14 protein-coding genes and 3 pseudogenes are annotated in these 20,473 nt (G+C 42.3%); 7 read left to right on the top strand and 10 right to left on the bottom strand.

Annotated elements, in window-relative coordinates; genetic code table 11:
* Positions 1-74: 74 nt before the first annotated feature.
* From arcC to JCM14108_RS16275, 6 genes and pseudogenes are all read right to left on the bottom strand, one after another.
* The gene (gene arcC, locus JCM14108_RS08165) at positions 75-1,031 is read right to left on the bottom strand and encodes a carbamate kinase (protein WP_035180057.1); all 957 of its coding nucleotides are present in this window, start codon (positions 1,029-1,031) and stop codon (positions 75-77) included.
* A gap of 123 nt (positions 1,032-1,154) precedes the next feature.
* Positions 1,155-2,186: an ornithine carbamoyltransferase gene (gene argF, locus JCM14108_RS08170; RefSeq protein ID WP_035180059.1), complete on the bottom strand. Its 1,032-nt coding sequence runs from the start codon at positions 2,184-2,186 to the stop codon at positions 1,155-1,157.
* A gap of 118 nt (positions 2,187-2,304) precedes the next feature.
* A complete protein-coding gene (gene arcA / locus JCM14108_RS08175; protein WP_035180060.1) occupies positions 2,305-3,546 on the bottom strand; it encodes an arginine deiminase in 1,242 nt (413 codons plus the stop codon).
* A gap of 674 nt (positions 3,547-4,220) precedes the next feature.
* Positions 4,221-4,700 carry an arginine repressor gene (gene argR, locus JCM14108_RS08180; protein ID WP_035180061.1) on the bottom strand — a complete coding sequence of 160 codons (480 nt, stop codon included), beginning with the start codon at positions 4,698-4,700 and terminating at the stop codon, positions 4,221-4,223.
* A gap of 253 nt (positions 4,701-4,953) precedes the next feature.
* Positions 4,954-6,363, bottom strand: a complete 1,410-nt coding sequence (locus tag JCM14108_RS08185) for a glycoside hydrolase family 65 protein (RefSeq protein ID WP_500778295.1) — start codon at positions 6,361-6,363, stop codon at positions 4,954-4,956.
* A gap of 33 nt (positions 6,364-6,396) precedes the next feature.
* Positions 6,397-7,264: pseudogene (locus JCM14108_RS16275) on the bottom strand (glycoside hydrolase family 65 protein); the annotation flags it as partial.
* 332 nt (positions 7,265-7,596) lie between these two features.
* On the opposite strand from JCM14108_RS16275, the gene JCM14108_RS08190 reads away from it, so the two are divergent.
* Both JCM14108_RS08190 and JCM14108_RS08195 read left to right on the top strand, forming a co-directional pair.
* Positions 7,597-8,529 carry a LysR substrate-binding domain-containing protein gene (locus JCM14108_RS08190; RefSeq protein WP_035180062.1) on the top strand — a complete coding sequence of 311 codons (933 nt, stop codon included), beginning with the start codon at positions 7,597-7,599 and terminating at the stop codon, positions 8,527-8,529.
* Between the two features lie 437 nt (positions 8,530-8,966).
* Positions 8,967-10,862, top strand: coding sequence for a S53 family peptidase (locus JCM14108_RS08195; RefSeq protein WP_035180063.1), 1,896 nt, complete (start codon positions 8,967-8,969; stop codon positions 10,860-10,862).
* Positions 10,863-10,936: 74 nt separating this feature from the next.
* On the opposite strand, the gene JCM14108_RS08200 is transcribed toward JCM14108_RS08195, so the two are convergent.
* A complete protein-coding gene (locus JCM14108_RS08200; protein WP_235807161.1) occupies positions 10,937-12,241 on the bottom strand; it encodes a nucleobase:cation symporter-2 family protein in 1,305 nt (434 codons plus the stop codon).
* Between the two features lie 244 nt (positions 12,242-12,485).
* Positions 12,486-12,836: an aggregation-promoting factor C-terminal-like domain-containing protein gene (locus JCM14108_RS08205; protein WP_035180065.1), complete on the bottom strand. Its 351-nt coding sequence runs from the start codon at positions 12,834-12,836 to the stop codon at positions 12,486-12,488.
* A 255-nt stretch (positions 12,837-13,091) separates the two neighbouring features.
* On the opposite strand from JCM14108_RS08205, the gene greA reads away from it, so the two are divergent.
* The 3 genes from greA (at position 13,092) to JCM14108_RS08220 (ending at position 15,101) form a co-directional block, all read left to right on the top strand.
* Positions 13,092-13,559: a transcription elongation factor GreA gene (greA, locus tag JCM14108_RS08210; RefSeq protein ID WP_035180067.1), complete on the top strand. Its 468-nt coding sequence runs from the start codon at positions 13,092-13,094 to the stop codon at positions 13,557-13,559.
* A gap of 9 nt (positions 13,560-13,568) precedes the next feature.
* On the top strand, positions 13,569-14,690 hold the full coding sequence (locus tag JCM14108_RS08215) for a VanZ family protein (protein ID WP_035180068.1): 1,122 nt from the start codon (positions 13,569-13,571) through the stop codon (positions 14,688-14,690).
* A gap of 99 nt (positions 14,691-14,789) precedes the next feature.
* Positions 14,790-15,101 carry a type II toxin-antitoxin system HicB family antitoxin gene (locus JCM14108_RS08220; protein WP_035180070.1) on the top strand — a complete coding sequence of 104 codons (312 nt, stop codon included), beginning with the start codon at positions 14,790-14,792 and terminating at the stop codon, positions 15,099-15,101.
* 412 nt (positions 15,102-15,513) lie between these two features.
* Here JCM14108_RS08220 and JCM14108_RS08225 read toward each other — a convergent pair whose 3' ends face one another.
* Positions 15,514-15,888: a winged helix-turn-helix transcriptional regulator gene (locus JCM14108_RS08225; RefSeq protein ID WP_003557481.1), complete on the bottom strand. Its 375-nt coding sequence runs from the start codon at positions 15,886-15,888 to the stop codon at positions 15,514-15,516.
* Between the two features lie 151 nt (positions 15,889-16,039).
* Here JCM14108_RS08225 and JCM14108_RS08230 point away from each other — a divergent pair, with 151 nt between their 5' ends.
* Positions 16,040-17,227, top strand: coding sequence for an NADH-dependent flavin oxidoreductase (locus JCM14108_RS08230; protein ID WP_035180076.1), 1,188 nt, complete (start codon positions 16,040-16,042; stop codon positions 17,225-17,227).
* 110 nt (positions 17,228-17,337) lie between these two features.
* Positions 17,338-17,748: pseudogene (locus JCM14108_RS08235) on the top strand (class I SAM-dependent methyltransferase); the annotation flags it as partial.
* 28 nt (positions 17,749-17,776) lie between these two features.
* On the opposite strand, the pseudogene JCM14108_RS14820 reads toward JCM14108_RS08235, so the two are convergent.
* A pseudogene (locus JCM14108_RS14820) lies at positions 17,777-20,473 on the bottom strand (cation-translocating P-type ATPase); the annotation flags it as partial.

Below are 20,473 nucleotides of genomic sequence, written 5' to 3' on the forward strand. Positions count from 1 at the left end.
CCGCAATTGAAGGTTTTGTACATCAAACGAATCGACAACCCCGCTTTAAATTCAGACAGCTCAACTTTTTCCAATTAGTTTCGGATTCCGACTTTTTCAGTAATCACCGTTCCGGAGCCATTTTGAACGAACCCTTCAATATTATCCAGAGCTGTCACCACTGCTTGGTTACCGGTAGCCTTGACAAAATCAATCGCAGCTTCAACTTTTGGCAGCATACTGCCGGGCGCAAACTGGTTTTGGCCAATATAAGTTTCCAACTCGGCTACCGACACCTGTTCGAGCTTCTTTTGATCAGGCTGGTTGAAGTTTACGTAGATATTTGGTACTGCCGTTAAAATGATTAAGGCATCGGCACCCACCAACTCAGCCAATTTTTCGCTGGCAAAATCCTTATCAATAACTGCTTCCCGACCAAGCAGCTGATTGCCGTTTGAAACAACCGGAATGCCACCACCACCAACTGAGATTGGAACAATGCCAGCGTCAACCAATGATTTCACTGCATCTGTCTCAACAACTCCGATTGGTTTAGGTGACGGGACAACCCGCCGATAGCCGCGACCGGCATCTTCCACAAAGGTAAAGTCCGGATTTTCCTTCTTGGCCAAATCCGCCTCGGCCTTTGACATAAAGGGTCCAATTGGCTTAGTTGGCTTTTCAAAGGCCGGATCGTCAGCACTGACTTCCACTTGGGTAACGACCGTCGCAACCGTCTTTTTAATCCCTTTTTCTTTCAATACCCGATTCATAGCGTTCTGCATCCAATAACCGATGCTGCCCTGGGTCATTGCCACGGCAGTATCCAGCGGCATGGCCGGATTGTCTTCGGTACTGCCGGCAGCCTGTTGTAATAACAAGTTACCGACTTGCGGACCGTTACCATGTGAAATGATTAATTGATCCCCGTTCTCAATAAATTTCACTAACTGTTCAGCTGTTTCCAACAATGCTTTCTGTTGCGCTGCGGCTGACGCATCCTTTGAAAGAATAGCATTTCCACCAAGTGCGACTACAATTTTACGTCCCATGGTCGTTCCCTCCTGTTTTGAATATAGGTTTTTAAAAACGAAGGGTCGGGGACAGACTATTAATGTTTGTCGCCGACCCTCACTTTCTTTGGTTTACTGAGTATTCAGTTTTTTAAGTTAAGCTTAAACTCTTGGAATAAACAGATTCCCCAGCGTTGCGGCCATCATGGCTTTAATTGAGTGCATTCTGTTTTCCGCTTCTTCAAATTGACGGGCGTATTTGCTGGTAAAGACTTCATCAGTTACTTCCATCTCTTTGATACCATATTTTTCTTCTACTTCTTTACCATAAGTTGTCTCGGTATTGTGGAAGGCCGGCAGGCAGTGCATGAAAATTAATTGGTCTTCAGGCGTGCCTGTTTTCTTCATAGCCGCCATGTTTACCTGGTAAGGCGTTAATTCCTTAACTCGTTCTTCCCAGTTGCTTTCACCCATGGATACCCAGACATCGGTATAAACAATGTTGGAACCTTTGAGTCCTTCATCCAAATCATCAGTAACCAATAATTTGGCACCTGATTTTTCAGCAAAGCCCTTTGCAATACTTTGGGTCTCTTCCGTTGGGAACAATGCCTTTGGCGCTACAATATGAACATTGACACCCAAGATTGCGCCGGTTACCAATAACGAGTTGGCAACGTTATTCCGACCGTCACCCATGAAAGTCAGGGTTAAGCCTTGCAGTTTGCCAAAGTTTTCCTTAACCGTCATAAAGTCAGCCAACATTTGAGTTGGATGCCACTCATCAGTTAACCCGTTCCAAACCGGCACGCCACTGTCACGAGCCAGGATTTCCGCATCACTTTGCTTGAACCCTCGGAACTCAATACCATCAAACATACTGCCAAGCACTTTAGCAGTGTCTGAAGTCGTTTCCTTCTTACCTAATTGAATGTCATTTTGACCAAGGTATTCCGGATGGGCACCCAAATCGATTGCGGCCGTTGTAAAGGCTGAACGAGTCCGGGTTGATGACTTTTCAAATAACAGGGCGATATTCTTTCCTTCCAAATAATGGTGTGGAATTCCCGCCTTCTTCAAAGTTTTCAGATGTAAACCAAAATCAATTAAATATTCCAACTCTGCAGCGGAAAAATCTTTTTCAGCAAGGACACTGCGACCTTGAAATACGTTTTGTCTAAAATCTTTTGTCATATCGAATTCTCCTCGTGATGTGATTTTTTGGGTACTAATTTTTGTTTTGAGGACTGCTGCTCTTAGGGCTGCCCATAAACGCCTTACACTCCGGTTTATCCCGGGGTAGCTCCGCACACTATTTCTTTAAATCCTCGCGGACAATTGGGCAGCTCATGCAACGTGGACCCCCACGGCCCCGGGACAACTCGCTTGAAATAACCTCGAGTACTTTCAAGCCGTGTTTTCTTAATAATTCGTTGGAGACATAGTTTCGGTTATAAGTGACAACCACTCCCGGTGCAATCGCCAGTGTGTTGGAACCATCATTCCATTGTTCACGGCCGGCAATAATCGGATCGCCGTTACCGGTTGGAATCAAGTCAAGATCGTCCAAATGAAGCGCAGCCTTTAAAACTTTCTTCAAATCGGTATCATGCTGCAGGTTCAATTCGCCTTTATTTTGACCCGGTGTAATTGTCCAAGTATCAATTTGACCACCCTTACCCAGGATTCCCGGATGAACCGTGAATTGGTCATAATTAATCATTGTAAAGACTGTGTCCAAATGCATCATTGCGTGGTTATGCGGAATTTTAATGGCAATTACCGTGTCGTATTGACCATGCGCAAATAAATTCTTGGCAATGTCTTGGATGGCATCAGCTGAGGTTCGTTGTGAAACACCGATTGCCATAACGTGGTCGTTTAAGACCAGCTCATCGCCACCTTCAATTCTGGTTGTGTGATTCCGATCACGCCAAACGTGAACACCCTGATTGGCAAAGCGGGGATGGTATTTAATAATCGTTTCATTAAATAATGACTCACGCTGTCGGGCAGGATACGTCATATGATTAATACTCAACCCATCACCAATGCATGCCGAAGGGTCACGCGTAAAGTAAAGGTTGGGCATCGGATCCATATAGAATTCGTAGTCCTGATTTTCGGCACAGCTTACAAGGTCCTTAGGTACAAAATCAAGTTCGTTCTTTCGAACACCTGCCATAATTTTAACAACCATATCCTGGTTGCTCATGCTGCCGAGATATTCTTTCAATGCATCGTGAATTGTTCCCGAAGCATATCCGGATTCAGTTAGCATCTGTTCCAGGAAATGATCTCTGACTTCTTCACCACCGGCATCCAAAGCTTCTGCTGATAATTTTTCCAGATACAAGACTTCAACACCATTATCGCGAAGTGTATCTGCAAAATAATCATGCTCCTTTTGCGCAATTGGCAAATATGGAATGTCATCGAATAGTAACCGCGGCATCATTTCAGGTGTAAAGTTTTCAATTTCCCTACCGGGGCGTTTCAACAATACAGTCTTTAACTTACCGATTTCTGAGTAGTTATGAATTGGACTTGTCATTTGTGTAACCTCCATTCTTCCCTTGAATACATCCCTTATGATAGACCGTTTTGAAAACGCTATCGTGTGTTTTTGTTCATCAAAAAATGTCGATTTTCTAGCAAAATTAGCATAGTATTTTTCGGTTTTGAATAATATTTATTATTTAATTAAATATTTGCTGTTCAACTTAGCTAATATGGATTTTTATTCATTTAAAAATGTTTAAATTAAAAAATAAAAATTTGATTAAAATCAATATATCCCTATAATATCACACTTTCTTCACAATGTTCATAATTTCTTCTAATTTAAAACAGAATAAATATTTTTTAATTCACAAAATATTCATCTATTCTTCAAAGAAAATACATCTATTTTTGATAAAGGATCGTTTTTTAGGCGAAATGTAAGCGGTTACTCATAACCACCCCCTTTTCATTTTGGATTTTAATACACTAAAATAGTTATAAAAGAAAAAGAAAACAGGAAGAATTCGTTTAACTCCCCGTTTATCTTGCTTTTTCCCCCCCATCAGTCAACGATTAGAGGAGAGCTATTTCCAAATCGAAACGTGCTCCGCCAACCATAAGTCTGCATGTAAGGGGGCTGCCATCAAATCCTCAAAACCAAGGATTCAATGGCAGCCCCCTTACACTCCGACTTATCCCAGGTTGGCTCCGCACTCTATCAACTTAATCCACCGACGAAACCAGCAAATCTGGGTTTGAATGCTTTAAAAATAGATTCTTAATATTTTCCGCGGATTTAACCGATGGACAAAATGTCACAATTGTATCGTACCCAGCCAGCGTTCCTGCCACATCATCCATGTGCAGGTCATCTATCACCGCTGCTAATGGGTTGGCATAACTCGGCTGTGTGTGAATCACATTAATAAATTCAATCTGTCGAACCTCGGTGACCGTGCCATTAATCATGCGATACATTCGTTCCAATTCATTTTGATTTCCCGACTTGAAAATCATATATCTGGAATTTCCCGAGCTATCAGGCTGCTTAACAATCTGCATTTCCCGAATATCCCGTGAAAGGGTAGCTTGTGTGACGTTGATTCCGGATAACTTTAGTTTTTCCATCAACTCTTCCTGAGTCGTAATCGTATATTGATTAATAATTTGTTCAATTTTAGCCTGCCGCACATCTTTTTTCATATGTCGTTACCTTCCTATTCGAAACAAGTTGCTTAAATATCCATAAACTCTCAATTTAACTGCATAACTACATCATAACAAATCATAATACAAAGTGGCCGATTTGACCATAGAAAGTGTGCGGAGTAAAACGGTTAACACCCGAAATATAAGACGTCGATTTGGGAAATCCTGGGTTTGGATTTTTCAAATCGATCTCTTATATGCAGCGGTGTTGTTTTACGGAGCAGTCCTAGAAAGTGTGCAAAGCCCCCTAATACGAACATGTTTCCTTCGGGTGCTGAGAGGTTACCCGAACTTTTTGATCATAAACATAAACCTCGCAGGCCTTACCACTGGTCAGCTCAATTTTTACCTCGTTTTGATAAATGGTAAACAAGCATTCATTATGGTGCAGCCGCAGCTTAAAGCTAATCGAGTTCCAAGCAGCCGGTAGCTTCGGTTCCAAGCTAAAGTGAGCCGCGTTATTCACGACACCGGCAAAGCCATAGACCACCCCCTGCCAGGCAGCGCCCAGACTGCCGGCGTGAATGCCGTTTTGCGTATTATGGTGCAGGTCCAGCAAATCCGTTTTAACAGCTTGCGAGAAGAAATCGTAAGATTGTTTTTTCTTTCCGGCTCTGGAAGCCGCAATAGCATACATCGCCTTTGACAGGCTCGAATCATGCGTGGTAATCGGTTCATAAAAATCGTAATCGGCTTCCAACTGCTCTTTAGTGTTCCCCTTTGGAAACAGGATATCAGCCATAATCGTATCCGCTTGTTTGTTTACCTGGTAGCGATACAACATCAACGGGTGAAAATGCAGCAGCAGTGGAAACAAGCTTTGATCAATCTGATCAAGATGCATCGGCGGTAATTGTTCAAAATCTTGAAACTGCAATTTAACTTTCTTTTCCTTATCATAAGGCAGGTACATTAAATCAGCAGCTTCTTTCATTGCCTCAATCTCTTTTTCAGAAACATTCAAGCGGCTGGTAATATCGGTTTGCTTGAATTTATCCGCATATTTGATGGCCAAGCGCAGATTAAACTGGGCCATGACGTTTGTGTAGTAATTGTTGTCAACCAGCGCACTGTATTCGTCCGGGCCGGTCACTTTATTAATAACGAAGCAGCGTTTCCCTGCCAGCTCCGTAAAATTACCGTATTGCATCCAAAAACGGGCCGTTTCCAAAATAATGTCGAAACCGTATTTTTCAAGGAAGTCATCATCGCCGGTAATTGTATAGTATTGTTCAACTGCAAACGCAATGTCGGCATTAATGTGAAATTGCGCCATTCCGGCCAGCCAATAAGAGCTCGATTCATACCCGTTAATCGTCCACCAGGCATACATTGCCCCCTTGGACAAGCCGAACTCACTGGCCTGTTCTTTGGCGATATTTAACGTGTGATAACGAAACATCAATAGTTTCTTGGCGAGCTGGGGCTGGGTATATGAGAAAAAGGCCAGCATAAACATTTCGGTATCCCAGAAGAAATGGCCGCCATAACCGTTGCCGGTCAACCCCTTGGCAGGAATACTGGTGTAGCCGTCCCGGCCGGCAGATTGATTCAATTCAAACAAATTGAATCTCAGGCATAACTGAATCTGCGGATCACCGTCAATTTTGACGTCACTGTGAAGCCAAAAAGTCTGCCATACTTGAGCTGAGGCCATCAATTCCGACTGAAATGTTGTATCACGAATATAGTTATCCAGTGCCGATAAGTACTGGTCAGCATACACCCTGGCATTTACCAGCGGATGAATATCGCCAATGGCAAATAAAAACTCAAAATTTTTCTGGCTGCCTCTTTTAGCGCGGTATTTGCTTCGATAACCGTAATGGTTGTTTTCGTCCTTAAAATATTCAATCTTGGGATCTGGAGCAAGATTTTCATTAGCCTGAAAGGTCAAAATCAACCCCTGCTGACTTCGAAAAGTTGTAATCAGATAACTGGGCTGGCCATTATCAGGAATAAAATCCAGTTGCATCTGGCCAACGCTCTGATTCACCCGGACATCTTCATTTTGCTGATGCGTTGCTTGGTTAGCATAATTATGAAGTTTGATAATTTCCACATCATCATCAAAATTAGTTGGAATAATCGAGTACCGGATACCATAAACATTTTGTTTACTGAGACTGGCAAAGCTTTCAACCACCAAGTTAAAATTACGGTTTTCAGGTGTCGTGATCGAAAACATCTCGTGGAGCAGCCCGGTTTGCATATCCAAATTTTTATCAATATTTTCAACCTTAAAGTGTTCAACAGCTGAATCTTCATTACCAACTGATTCGAATATAACGGGGATCCAGCAATCGATTAATCACTTGGTCGCTTTCGGGATATCCCGTGTACTTTTCACCGTATGAGACGTCGTTATAGTCAAAAAAACCATTAATAAACAAACCAGGCGAGCCGATATAATCCAAATTATTCCCCTGAAGCGGATTTGAATCCCGAACGCCCAAGTGGCCATTACCAACATTATAAATTGTTTCCAAAAACAGTGGTTCCTTACTTCTTAAATTTTGAAGGTGAATTTGAAATTCCGGTGATTGCTCAATCCTCATAGTCTGGTTTCCTCTCAATCCTTAAATTTGACTTAATTTTACCATTCTCCACAAAGTTTTCACTTTTTGTTTACAAAAAATTCACATTTTTATGTTAGTACAGTATAGTAATCATTTTTAGTTATTAAATTTCACTTAATCTACATAAATGATTGCGATAATTGCTTTACTAGCTTATTACTACTTGGTATACTTTTTATTGACTTTCCACTATGGTTTAATAAGTCGATAAGTCATTATGCATGCATCTGCCACTCAAATGACATATAATCAATATGTAAATAAAAGTTGATAAAGTATAAAGATGAAAGGTCCTTAAAGGAGAAAAAATTATGAATAGCAAATTACTTTCGTTTCTTGAAGAAATTAAGGCTCAAGGCAATATGTCAAAGGCTGCCCAAGCATTATTTGTTACCCAACCCTATATCAGTCGGGTAATAAAGAACGCCGAGGTTAACTTTGGCGTTCGTTTAATTGACCGATCATCTCATCCGATCCAGTTAACGTATGCAGGCGAGAAGTTACTATCTTACCTGCAGGAAGAAAATCGACTTCGGGCTAATCTGGATCGGGAAATGACCCACCTGTCAGAATTTAAATACGGTCATCTAACGATTGCTTCGAATGACGTTTTATCCAACGATATCTATGAACCCATTCTGATTAGGTTTTCTCACAAATATCCTAAAATTCATGCCCAAGTAATTCGCATGAATAGCCGGGACGCAGAGAAACGACTGTTATCAGGTTCATTGGACTTTTTTGTTGGTCAGCCGCTTTCAAATCCCAAGATTGATTACCAACCGGTTGCCAAAGTGCCACTCGTCTTTATCATTCCAGAATCATCATCATTATTCCAGTCAGGTAAATACAAGGTCGATTATGACAGTTTGAACTTCAACAAGCTGTCCGGCGAACCTTTCATCGGCATTCCACAACAAGACTTCTATCAGCGGGCAGTGAATAACTACTTAAGCGATCTGAGCGTTTCACCGGAATACAGCTTGGAGGTTCCCGACATTCATCTTGCCGCCAACCTTGCCCTTGACGCATTGGGAACAACGATTGCCCCAGAGGTCTTCGTCAGCGATCAGTTTGTCAATGACGACCAGCGCAAGAAAATTAACGTGGCACCAATTCCAACCGACGCCATTGCGGCCGACTTTGGTATCAGCTACATGAAAACAAAACAAGCTTCAGAACCGATTACCGATTTATTAAATATTATTACGGACGTTGTTGAAGAATACGCGCCAAGCCGGTAATCAATAAAAATTCAAACTTGATGTTTAAGTGAACCCCGATCAAAAATCGGCGGTTCACTTTTATTTTCTGCTTAAAACCAGTTAACACTACCCCTACATGTCTTGATAATCAATTATTATTTTGGATTGACTGATAACAAAATTGACTAAAATCGTCATAAAAAATTCATATTCATGTAACATTATTGACATGTTTAAACATTCAGAGTACCCTAACAATGATTAGAAAGGAGCTTGCCAATTTAACGTTCAACAACTGGGGAACTACCGGCTCAAAAATTATCACTCGAACCGGCATTAAAAAGTGCTCTCAGAGATTTGTTCGATACATAGCGTGCATCTCACTGACAGGATTTTGAGGGAACACTGTTCTGACAAGTGACTATGGCACTTAATCAGGGGTGATTAAGTGTGGGGGAGTTTTTAACAGGAAGGGTATGAGTTATTTGAAAGCAAAAAAGTTATTATTAGCCGGCTTAACGGGAGCCGCCGTCTTTTTACTGTTGGCGCCAAGTGCTTCGGCGGCGTCCAAGAAAAAAAGTGCCGGTTCGGATCCTTACGGCATCAATAAGATTTTGAAAAAGTTAATGGCCAAAAAGAAGGTCTCACCGAAAAAACATGTTCAACTGGACATCTTTTTAAAACCACAGAATCAAAAACAACTAACCGACGAAATTTATAATGTCAATACGCCGGGAAAACCCAGCTTCAAGCAGTTTTATACGCCAGCCAGTTTTCGGGCAAAATTTGGCCAACCCGCTAAGGTGACGGGTCAGTATAAGACGTACTTAACCAAGTATCACTTAAAGAGTCACGTCTTTGCCAATGGCTTGATTATCAAAGTTTCCGGTACCGCCAAAAACGTCAATAAAGCCTTTTCGACTAATTTGGAAACTGCCAAATACCATGAAAATCCGGTTCAATTTTCAAGCAAAAAGCCCAAGATGCCAACAGCACTGGCCGATAACGTTTTGGCAGTCTTGGGAATTACCAATTTAAATACCAAGGCCGGCGGTTTGGCTAAAAAGACCAAGAAAAAAGCCAAGGGTCCCGAAAAGAAGTATTCACCAAGCAAGTTTACCAAGCGTTATCAGCTTCAGCCACTTTATGACAAAGGTTACCAAGGCCAAGGGCAAACCGTGGGAATTGTAACCTTTGCCGGATTAAAGAAATCCAATGTCACCCATTTTTGGAAGTCTGAAGGCGTTAACAGCAGTTCAAAACGAATCAGCGTCAAAAAGATAGCCAGTCCGTCAAGCCAAACAACCGATACGCCCGAAAATCAGGTTGAAACAACCGTTGATGCCGAGCAAGCCGGTGCTGTGGCGCCGAAAGCAAATGTTCGCGTTTATCAGGCAAACTTTAGCGATGTCGGGATGGTAAATGCCTTTGCGACTGCTTTTGACGAAAACAAGGCCGGTTCTCTCTCAATAAGTTGGGGAACCAATGAATATCTCACTCATTACCTCAAGAATAACCGGCTTCTAACACCAGTCTACGGCCAAGTAATGAATATTGTTATGGCGCAAGGTGCTCTTCAAGGTGTTTCGACCTTTGCTGCATCCGGTGATTCCGGTGCCTTGGCTCAAGGAATTGGTGGTAAGATTGGCCCGATTTCATTGCCAAATTACAGCACGTATGCCTTTTTCCCGGCCGACAACCCTTGGGTTACCACAACCGGTGGCACGACCCTACCATTTAGTAAACAGATTAAAAAAGGTGTCAAAGTATCCGTCGATAAGGAACGCGCCTGGGGTGGCGATTACCTATTCAACGCTTATTTCAAGGGTCGAAATAATATGCTGAATAATATCAAGCTGTACTCTTACGCAACTGCCGGTGGCGGTGGCGGCATCAGTCACCTCTATAACACCCCACAGTACCAGGAAGGGGTTCCCGGGGTAAACACCTTTAACGCTCGGCAATACATCTCAAATCTCCTGCAGCCGCGAAAGAGCCCTGTTCTGGTAAGTGGTACCGATTATGGTCGAAACTATCCGGATATATCCGCAGATGCCGATCCGTTAACCGGGTATGACGTTTACGACAAGGCAATGGGTGGCTGGCAGGTATCCGGTGGTACCAGCTTTGTTGCACCACAGTTTAACGGGGCAACTGCCGTTATGAACAGTGGTAAAGGCACTCGAATGGGACTTTGGAATACCCAGATCTATCAATTGGCTCAGGATAAGGCCAAAACACCATTCACCGTCATGGACAGTACCACCAACAATTCTAATCTTTATTACACGGGTCAGCCCGGAAAAGTCTATAATCAGGCAACCGGACTCGGCACCGTTAATTTCGAAAAATTATATGACAGTTATCAATAATCAAGCTGCCTAACCTAAAAAACCAGCTGAACCGAAGTTTAACACTTTGGTCCAGCTGGTTTTATTTGCTTTGATTACTCTTCCACCCGGTTCTTTAACCCGGTATGGTTAAGCAAAATATTTAAAATAACGGCTGTAAAACTACCAACAACCATCCCATTACTCATAATAACCTGAACGGTAGCGGGCAGGTATTGGAACAGGTTGGGCTGAGTAGTAACTCCCAGACCCAAGCCTACCGAAACAGCGATAATCAATAAATTCTTGTTGTTAAGATCAATTTGAGACAACATCTTAACGCCCTGAGCACCAACCATGCCAAACATCACCAGCATTGCACCGCCAAGGACTGAAGCCGGAATCAAAGTCGCAATCGCACCAAACTTCGGAATTAAGCCGAGAATAATTAAGAAGAATGCCGAATAATAAATCGGTGCCAACTTTTTAATGCCGGATAATTGGACAATCCCAACGTTTTGAGAAAATGTTGAATACGGGAAGGTATTAAAGACACCACCAAAAATTGCAGCGATTCCTTCAGAACGATAACCATGTTCCAAATCCCGATCTGTTAACTTACGGCCGGTAATATCACTTAAGGCAAAATAAACACCAGTCGATTCAATCATACAAGTCAAAGCGGCCAAAATTAAAGTGGCGATCGATGACCATTCAAACTTGGGTGCCGCAAAATAAAAGAATTGCGGCAGCTGTGCCCAATGGGCCTGACCAACTGATTCAAAGCCAACGGTGCCCATAAAGATCGCCACCACCGTACCAATCAAAATCCCAATTAAAATAGCAATCTGCTTTAGGAATCCTCTTCCCCAAATATTTAAAATAACAATAATCAGAGCTGTTAAGAATCCCAAGAATAAATGAGTTGGATTTCCAAAGGCTTTGGCAGTCGCATCCCCGCCACCCAAATTTTGAAAGGCAACCGGCATCAGCGTAAAACCAATTAACGTGATCAACGAACCGGTAACAACCGGCGGGAAAAACCTTCTTAAATGAGCAAACGGTTTGGCCGCGATGATAATAAACAGCCCCGCACAGATAATCCCGCCGTACATGTACCCCAGGCCGAAATTCTTACCAATTGATTGCAGCGGGGCAACATACTCCACCGCACATCCCAAAACAACCGGCAAGCCGATTCCAGTGATCGGTGTTCGTCTGATTTGAAGCAACGTGGCAATCCCACACATAAAGATATCCATGGAAACCAGATACGTCATTTGGGTCGCGTTGAATTTCAATGCGCCACCAATCAACAATGGCACCAAAATATCGCCGGAATACATTGCGAGTAAATGCTGAAACCCTAAAATGGCATTACGAATCGGTGTCTTCTTATCCGAAACAGAAACATTATTCATCATACTCTCCCTTTTCATTCGTGTTTAACGTAATAACGACATATTACCATGAATTTCAAACAATCACAATGTTATTTCCGAATAATCCACCCACCATAACCACCTTATTTCCCAATAGTCGAATAATTCTGATTTTAAATCTGATTCATTATAACAATTTGATTTCAAAAAAGTCGCCATCAATCAGAAACATCTGATCAATGACGACTTTTAGTTAGCGGGAATTAACCCATTATATTAATTTTTAGTACCAACCGTATGCTTTCCAGTGGTGCTTGGCATTTACCCAGCTGCCATAACGGGCTTTAACGTAACGATCAGCAGTCTTTTCCTGATTAGCTTTTGAATAGTCACCGTGTAAATAGGATGAGCTTAATTGGTAACGGCCGATATACTGGCCATTTCGAGCAGTGTATGATCCTCGCGACTCATGGTAGGCAATCCACTTTTTGGCAGCGAGGTTGGCTTTTGAGAGGTGTGATGTGTAGGTACTGGTTGTCTGTGCATTTGCGATTTCTTGGGTTGCGGCTACTTGGAATGTCCCAAACATAGTAAGTGCCGTCATTAACGTAACAATGGATTTCTTTAAACTCATAATATCAATATTTCCCTCCGTGATTAATTAACGACTATGAATATACACCGTCGGATTTACACAGAGGTAACTATAAAATTACAAGTGTGTTAAAGTAATCGGCCATTTAGTAATATTTGAGCGGGAAGCCTATCGCCGCAGACCAAAACAGGTTTGGTTTTGTAATGAAAGAACCACTAATCACCTGAAAATAATTGTGACTATTTTCGAAACTGTTATAGAATTATTATTGAATATAAAATGAGGAGTGATTCTTTGGAACCGCATTTCAATAAAATAACCAAAGCCGGTTATCAAAAAATTAAAGATGAAATCAACGCACTTGAAAACAGCCGACCGGCTAAAATTAAAACATTGGCGGATGCCAGGGCCCTTGGTGACTTATCGGAAAACGCTGAATACAGCGCTGCCAAACGGGATTTACGCCATCTGGAAAGTCGGTTACGCTTCTTACGAAAAGAACTGCAGTATGCCAAGATTTACACGCCGACTGACAACGATAAGGTTGAGGTAGGCAAGTATGTTACGGTTGAGTTTCTGGATGATCAAGCAACTGAAACCTATCAAATTGTTGGAACCCCGGAAGTCGATATTGATCACGGCAAGATTTCGATTGCTTCGCCAATTGGGGCGGCCCTATTGAATCACAAAACCGGTGAGACGGTTACCATTCAGGCACCCAACCTGACTTATCAGGTCAAAATCAAAGCAATCAAGTTATAGGAGGCACCCATGTCCCAATATATTCACGTTATTTACACAGCCGTTATTTTATTTCCACTTCTGGCAATTCTGATTACCCTGCCGATCCTGTTGGTTAACTACCATCGATATGGTGCACTGCCAAAGTGGCACATTTTTTTGCTGTATACCTTTGTTTTTTACCTGATGTGCGCCTATTTTTTGACTATTTTACCTTTACCAAGTCAAAGCTTCGTCGATCACTTGAAAACGCCGACCTATAACCTGGTCCCGTTTACTTTTGTTTTCGATTTTGTTAAATACAACCCATTTTCACTTCTTCACCCGGCTACTTGGGTGGCAGCCTTAAAAGCGCCAACGGTTATCCAGCCCTTATTTAACATTTTCCTAACAATTCCCTTTGGCTTTTATCTGCACTACTACTTTCAACGCAGCTGGAAACAGACCCTGGTAATGAGTTTCTGCTTATCACTTTTCTTTGAAGTGACACAATATACCGGCTTATATGGCATTTATTCCCGGTCATACCGGTTATTTGACGTTGACGACCTAATCTTAAACACTGCCGGTGGCATGCTTGGTTATTGGCTGACAGGCGGACTGGCCAAAATCTTACCGACCAAAGAACGGGTGCAGGCCCACGCGCTTTCACACAGCCACAGTATTTCGGCCATTCGCCGACTGACCGCTTTGATAATCGATTTAATTTTAATCAGTCTGCTCGACCTGATTATTTCACTAATGACCAATCGGCATGATTGGGTCATCACGATAATCGCCTGGTTTATTCTGATCATTATCCCCGAAGTCTTTTTTCAGCGGTCTATCGGTATGCAGCTGGTAAACATCCGGGTGGTTGATAAATTCGGTCACCGAGCCAAATGGTATCGGGTTATCTGGCGAAACGTGCTTGCGTATGGCGTCATTGGTGGTATTTTCTTTACCAACCTGGTACTGCTTCAACTAAGCGGCACCGTTCCGGAATCCCAGCTAACAATGATTTGGTGGGGGATTTTAATCACAACCTTACTGCTCCTGCTTGTTTTTGTCGATCTGCTCATTGATTCGTTTGCCAGTCGTCACCGACTATTTTTCGAACGTCTCAGCGGAACCGATACCAAAGCCAAAACCGATCATCTTTTCAATCGATAATCCGTGAAAAAATATAAAAATCCCCTAGTCGATTCGGACGCCGATTATTATAATAAAATGTAAAGGCTGATTGTGATTTGACTGAAAAGAGGTTTCAATATGGTCAAAGAAAACGCACGTAAATTAACCTATCCAATTATCTTACATCACGAAGAAATCGGTTACAGTGTTGAAATTCCTGATATTGACGGTGCCTGGACAAGAGGCATCACCAAAGAAGAAGCCTTGAATAAGGCTAAAAACATCATTGGAACGGCTCTGATTGACCAATCGAAATGTCCAAAGCCAACACCGTTAAAAGACATTATTCTTTCCTCAAATAACGGTGACGCTAAAACAACGGTAACTGTCGATATGGATTATTATCAACAATTAATGTCGGGAAAAGCCACCCGAAGAAAAAACGCCTAATATTTGGATAATTCGATTATGCAGCAGGAAGTTGCCTTTCGGCGCACATTTCCACTCGGTAATAATCGTGATTTCATAAACGGGAGTTGGACAAAATTGCTTTTGCCCAACTCCCGTTTTTAATATCGTCGTCACAACAATGATGCTTATTCACAAGACAATGACCAGTTTAAAGCCATTTCAATGACTAAAACATCCGATAATGTCAAGCGGCATCCAATTGCTCATTTTGGCCGCTTCTCATTTTCATTATCAGCTTTTTAACGCCAGAAAGTACAAATGTCGGTATTGCTGAAACAATTATAATCCCAAGGTACATTGACATCGTTAGCGGTGAGGTGTACCCCAAAAATTGAGTCCCTTTTGTGAATTCTTGCTTGTTGCCTAATTATTACACAACTTATTTTAACTACTAGAATTTCAGATAGCCTTCGTGTCCCTGGCTTAATAATTCTACAGGTTGTCCCTTTGCCTGTAGTCGCTTAACCCGCTTTTCACCCCATACAGACATTGTGACCAACAAATCGCGTAATGTTTTCCCTTCATCAGACAAATAATATTCAACCTTGGGAGGTACCTGATTATAGACTTTTCGGACAATGATCTCGTCTTCTTCCAATTCCCTTAATTGCTGGGTCAACATCTTTTGAGTAATAGTTGGAATACGCCGGCGAAGTTCACCGGTTCTAAGAGGGCCATTTCCAAGATGGCATAAAATGATCGGCTTCCACTTACCGCCGATAACATCCAGAGTCGCTTCAACACCAATGTGATAAATTTTTTCCATTGTTAAACTCCTTATAATCCTTGATAGGTCCCATTAGGCACTTTTAAGTAACTATATGACTTTTTAGTGCGTACTTGTTCAACTTTCCGTAACACGTATACTAGCATATATAGTTTAGAAAGCCCAGTAGAAATTTGGAGGAAATCATTTTATGACAAAGCAACCATTTTTATCATCGTTTAAATTCAATAATGGTTTGGAAATCAAAAATCATATCGTCATGTCACCAATGACCACAATGACCAGTTTTTATAATGGTATGATCACCACTGACGAACTCAATTACTATGCAGCTCGTGCCGGCGGTCCCGGAATGATGATAACGGGTGTTGCCAACGTTAGCGATAGCGGCAAGGGGTTCGAAGGAGAATTATCGGTTGCCCACGACGACATGCTCCCCGGGCTAACCAATCTGGCGAGTGTGATTCATCAAGACGGCACAAAGGCTATCCTACAAATCTTTCACGCAGGCCGCAAATCAAATAGTGCCATTCTTCGCGGTGAAAAGCCGGTTAGTGCCAGTGCAATTGCGGCCACTTACCCCGCTAATTCCGAGACGCCACGGGCATTAACGACTGACGAGATTCTTCAACTTATTTCTGATTTCGGTGAAGCCACAAAGCGAGCTATCAAAGCCGGTTTTGACGGCGTTGAGCTTCACGGTGCCAACACGTATCTACTGCAACAATTTTATTCTGAAAATGCCAATCAACGAACCGATGATTGGGGCGGTTCAAGAGAAAAACGGTTGAAGTTCCCGCTTGCTGTAATTAAAACCGTCAATAAAGTTGTTAGAGACTACGCAGATAGGCCCTTTATAGTTGGCTATCGACTTTCACCAGAAGAAATCGAAACACCAGGGATTCGTTTGGAAGATTCCCTCTTCTTTGTTGATCAAATTAGAGACAAAGTTGATTATCTTCACCTTTCAATGGGGAGTTACAAGCGAACTTCGTTAAATGATCCAAGTAACAAGCAGTCATTAATTTCTCAATTTGCTGAACATACTCATGGAATTATTCCACTTATCGGGATTGGATCCGTGACAACCCCCGAAGACGTTAATGCTGCGATGGCCGATGGTGCTGATTTGGTTGCTATTGGGCGTGCCTTTATTCGGGAACCACAGTGGGTTCAAAAAGTGGCTCACAATGATCTAAAAAGTATCCGGACACAAATTAGTCCGTCAGATATGGATGAGTTAGCAATTCCACCGGTTATGCAAACGTATTTGAGGGAGTCCTTCTATTCTGTCATGCAGTTTACTGATGATCCCGAGCTTCATCAGGATTATCAAAATTCGCTGGCACCGATGGAAGGGTTTGAGAAAAAATTGTAACTAATAGCGACAGGCGCTCGGTGCAAACTAATTAAGTTTGTGCCAAGCGCCTGTTATTCAATATTTTGGAATATGATGATAATAAGACTTTAATTTATGGAGGCCTTTCAATGACAGATATATATGATGATCAATCCTTTTTTGAAGCTTACAGCCAAATGCCCCGCTCAAAATACGGCCTAAGTGCAGCGGGAAAATGGCACGAACTACGTAAACTCTTTCCGGACTTTACGGGAAAGACCGTTTTAGATCTTGATTGCGGCTATGGTTGGCACTGTCGTTATGCAGCCGATCATGGTGCCAAAGAAGTCGTTGGTATCGATGCATCCAGTAAGATGATTGACAAGACACAAGCCATGACCACTCAGCCCAACATTCATTATCATATTATGGACATAATGGCAATCGACCAGCTTGAAGCTAAATTCGATGTCATCATCAGTTCGCTGGCTATCCACTATATCAAAGATTATGGTGCATTAATCGAAAAAATTCATAACGCTTTAAATGTTCATGGTCATCGGACCCATTGATCTGTATCGATAATGATTAGGCGGCATCCAGTTGCTCATTGTTTCGATCAGGTCTCATTTTGATCACCAGTTTCTTGATTCCTGAAAGCACAAATGTTGGAACTGCAGAAACAATTATAATCCCAAGGTACATTGACATCGTTAACGGTGCCGTCCCCATTACATTATTAAAGAATGGCACAAGGGTGACCAAAATCGAGGTGGTTGCCGCAAAACCAACGGCCAATGTTAACCTGGAGTTACTAAACGGATTACGATCAAATAGCGTTTTGGCACTTCTGGCATCATAAACATGCCATACTGGCCAAATACCAACGTTAGAAACGCAATCGTTTGACTTTGCGCGACTGAATATCCCTGGAAAGCCGCCCAAACAAATGCTAAAAAGACTAGTCCGCCCATAACAGATCCCCGAAGCAATACTCTGGTTAACATGCCATTTGCCAAAATAGATTGTCGTGGATTTCGTGGCTCTTGTTTCATCAAATCCGCCTCCGGTTTATCATAACCCAAGGCAAACGATGGCAACGAGTCACTAATCATGTTCACCCATAATACCATTAAAGCAGTTAAAGTCGGCGTTACTTCCGAGATTTCGCCAATTGGAGAAGTAATCAAGAATACCCCTAATAACAGTGACAAGACCTCCGCAACATTGGTTGTTAATTCGTGGCGCATAAAATTAAGAATATTTGAAAAAATTGTTCGGCCGAATTTAACCGATTTCTCAATGGTTGTGAATTTATCATCCAGCAAAATCAAATCAGCCGCATCTTTGGTAACTTCAGTACCATTAATCCCCATTGCAATGCCAATATCAGCCGCTTTTAGTGCCGGCGCGTCATTAATACCATCCCCTGTCATTGCGACAACCTGTTGATGCGCCTGAAGGGTTGTAATAATTCGCTGCTTGTGTGCAGGGGTTACCCGGGCATAAACCCGCGTGGCCAACGCAAGTTCACTTAGCTGTTCATCAGTCATCTTTTCCAAATGCCGACCGGTAATAACCCGGGCATCATCACACTTGATAATTCCCAGCTGTTTGGCAATTGCTTTCGCCGTTTCAGCGTGATCACCAGTAATCATTACAACATTAACTGAAGCATCGGAAAGATTCTTAATAGATGCTTTCACTTCTTCTCTTGGTGGGTCAATAATGCCAACCAACCCAACAAAGCACAGATCCTGTTCCAACTTTTCTGCGGAAGCATGCAAAGCTTGGTCTTTTGTGATTTTTCTTTGTGTGAGCGCAATTGTTCTCAAAGCATCCCCGGCAAAATCCAGAACTGCCTGATGAATTTCTTCTTCAAAAGCAGCATCTTTTTTTACAACGCCATTCATCAAAACCGATTTTGTTCGCAGCGCAACAACATCCGGTGCGCCCTTTGTCAAACTGTAATAATCGTCATCTTCTTTAATCACTACCGTCATCATTTTTCGGGTACTGTCAAACGGCAACACCCGAATAATATCAATATCATGGCCGGCTTGGTTTTCCAATAAAGCATCCCGTTTAATGCCCTGCTTTGCCCCCAATACGACCAACGAAACATCGGTTGGGTTTCCGAACGGTCGCCAGTTTTGCTTCTCATCCGGCTTAATTTCGGCTTCATTATTCAAAACCGCCACCTCAAGTAACCGTTTGAAATCTTTTGGATTCCCGGCTTTTCCGTTCGACTTAATAAAATCGCCAACCGGTGTGTAACCTTTTCCTTCAACTTGGTAGATCTGGCCATTAGTCAGAAAACGGGTAACCGTCATTTCGTTTTTAGTTAAAGTTCCGGTTTTATCAGACGCAATATAAGTTGTTGCACCAAGTGTCTCCACACTGCTCAGTGATTTGATTAGTCCTTTATTATCTGCCAGCATTTTAGCACCAATAGTTAAAACAATTGAGAGCACTACCGGCATGGCATCCGGAATCGATGCAACTGCGATCGCAATTGCTGTTGACGATGTTCCCGCCAGATCCCCAACTGAAATAGTCCCGTTGGCCATCACTGATTTAACAAGATCAAATCCAATTGTCACTAAGATAATCAGGCCTGCCAACAACATTAATTTCTTGCTTAAGCTATGAACCGACTTTTCAATCGGCGTCTTTGTTTCGCCAATCTCCTGCATTAAATTGGAAATGCGGCCCAATTCTGTATGCATTCCGGTTTCTACAATAACGCCAATCCCATTACCGTTAACAACCATTGAGCCGGAATATCCCATATTGGTTCGACCACCAAGTTCCGTATCTTCAGGTAATGGGCCAATTGTCTTACTGATGGCATCGGATTCACCGGTTAAGTGAGCCTCGTCCACCTGTAATTCGGATACCTTAATCCAGCGCAGATCGCCTTCGATAAAGTCACCAGATTTAACAGTTACAACATCGCCGAGAACCAGTTGATCGGCAGCAATTGATTTCCAAGAACCATTTCTTAATACATTCATGTGATGCTGCCGCATATTGGATAATGTCGCTAACGATTTTTGAGCTGACCGGGTTTGATGGAAAGTCAGGCCACCATTAATTAAAACAATGATTAAAATTGCAGCGGCCTCATAAACGGAAGCCATCGCATGTGCATGATCACCCGTCACATTAAAATCATAAACCGCGCTGGCTAATGCCAAAACAGTCGCGACCAACAAAATAATAATTAGTGGTTCCCTAAAACTCCTTAAAAAAAGTTTCCAACCGGGAGTGTTTTCTTTTTCT

The organism is Lentilactobacillus farraginis DSM 18382 = JCM 14108 (assembly GCF_000583655.1).
Classification (GTDB): Bacteria; Bacillota; Bacilli; order Lactobacillales; family Lactobacillaceae; genus Lentilactobacillus; species Lentilactobacillus farraginis.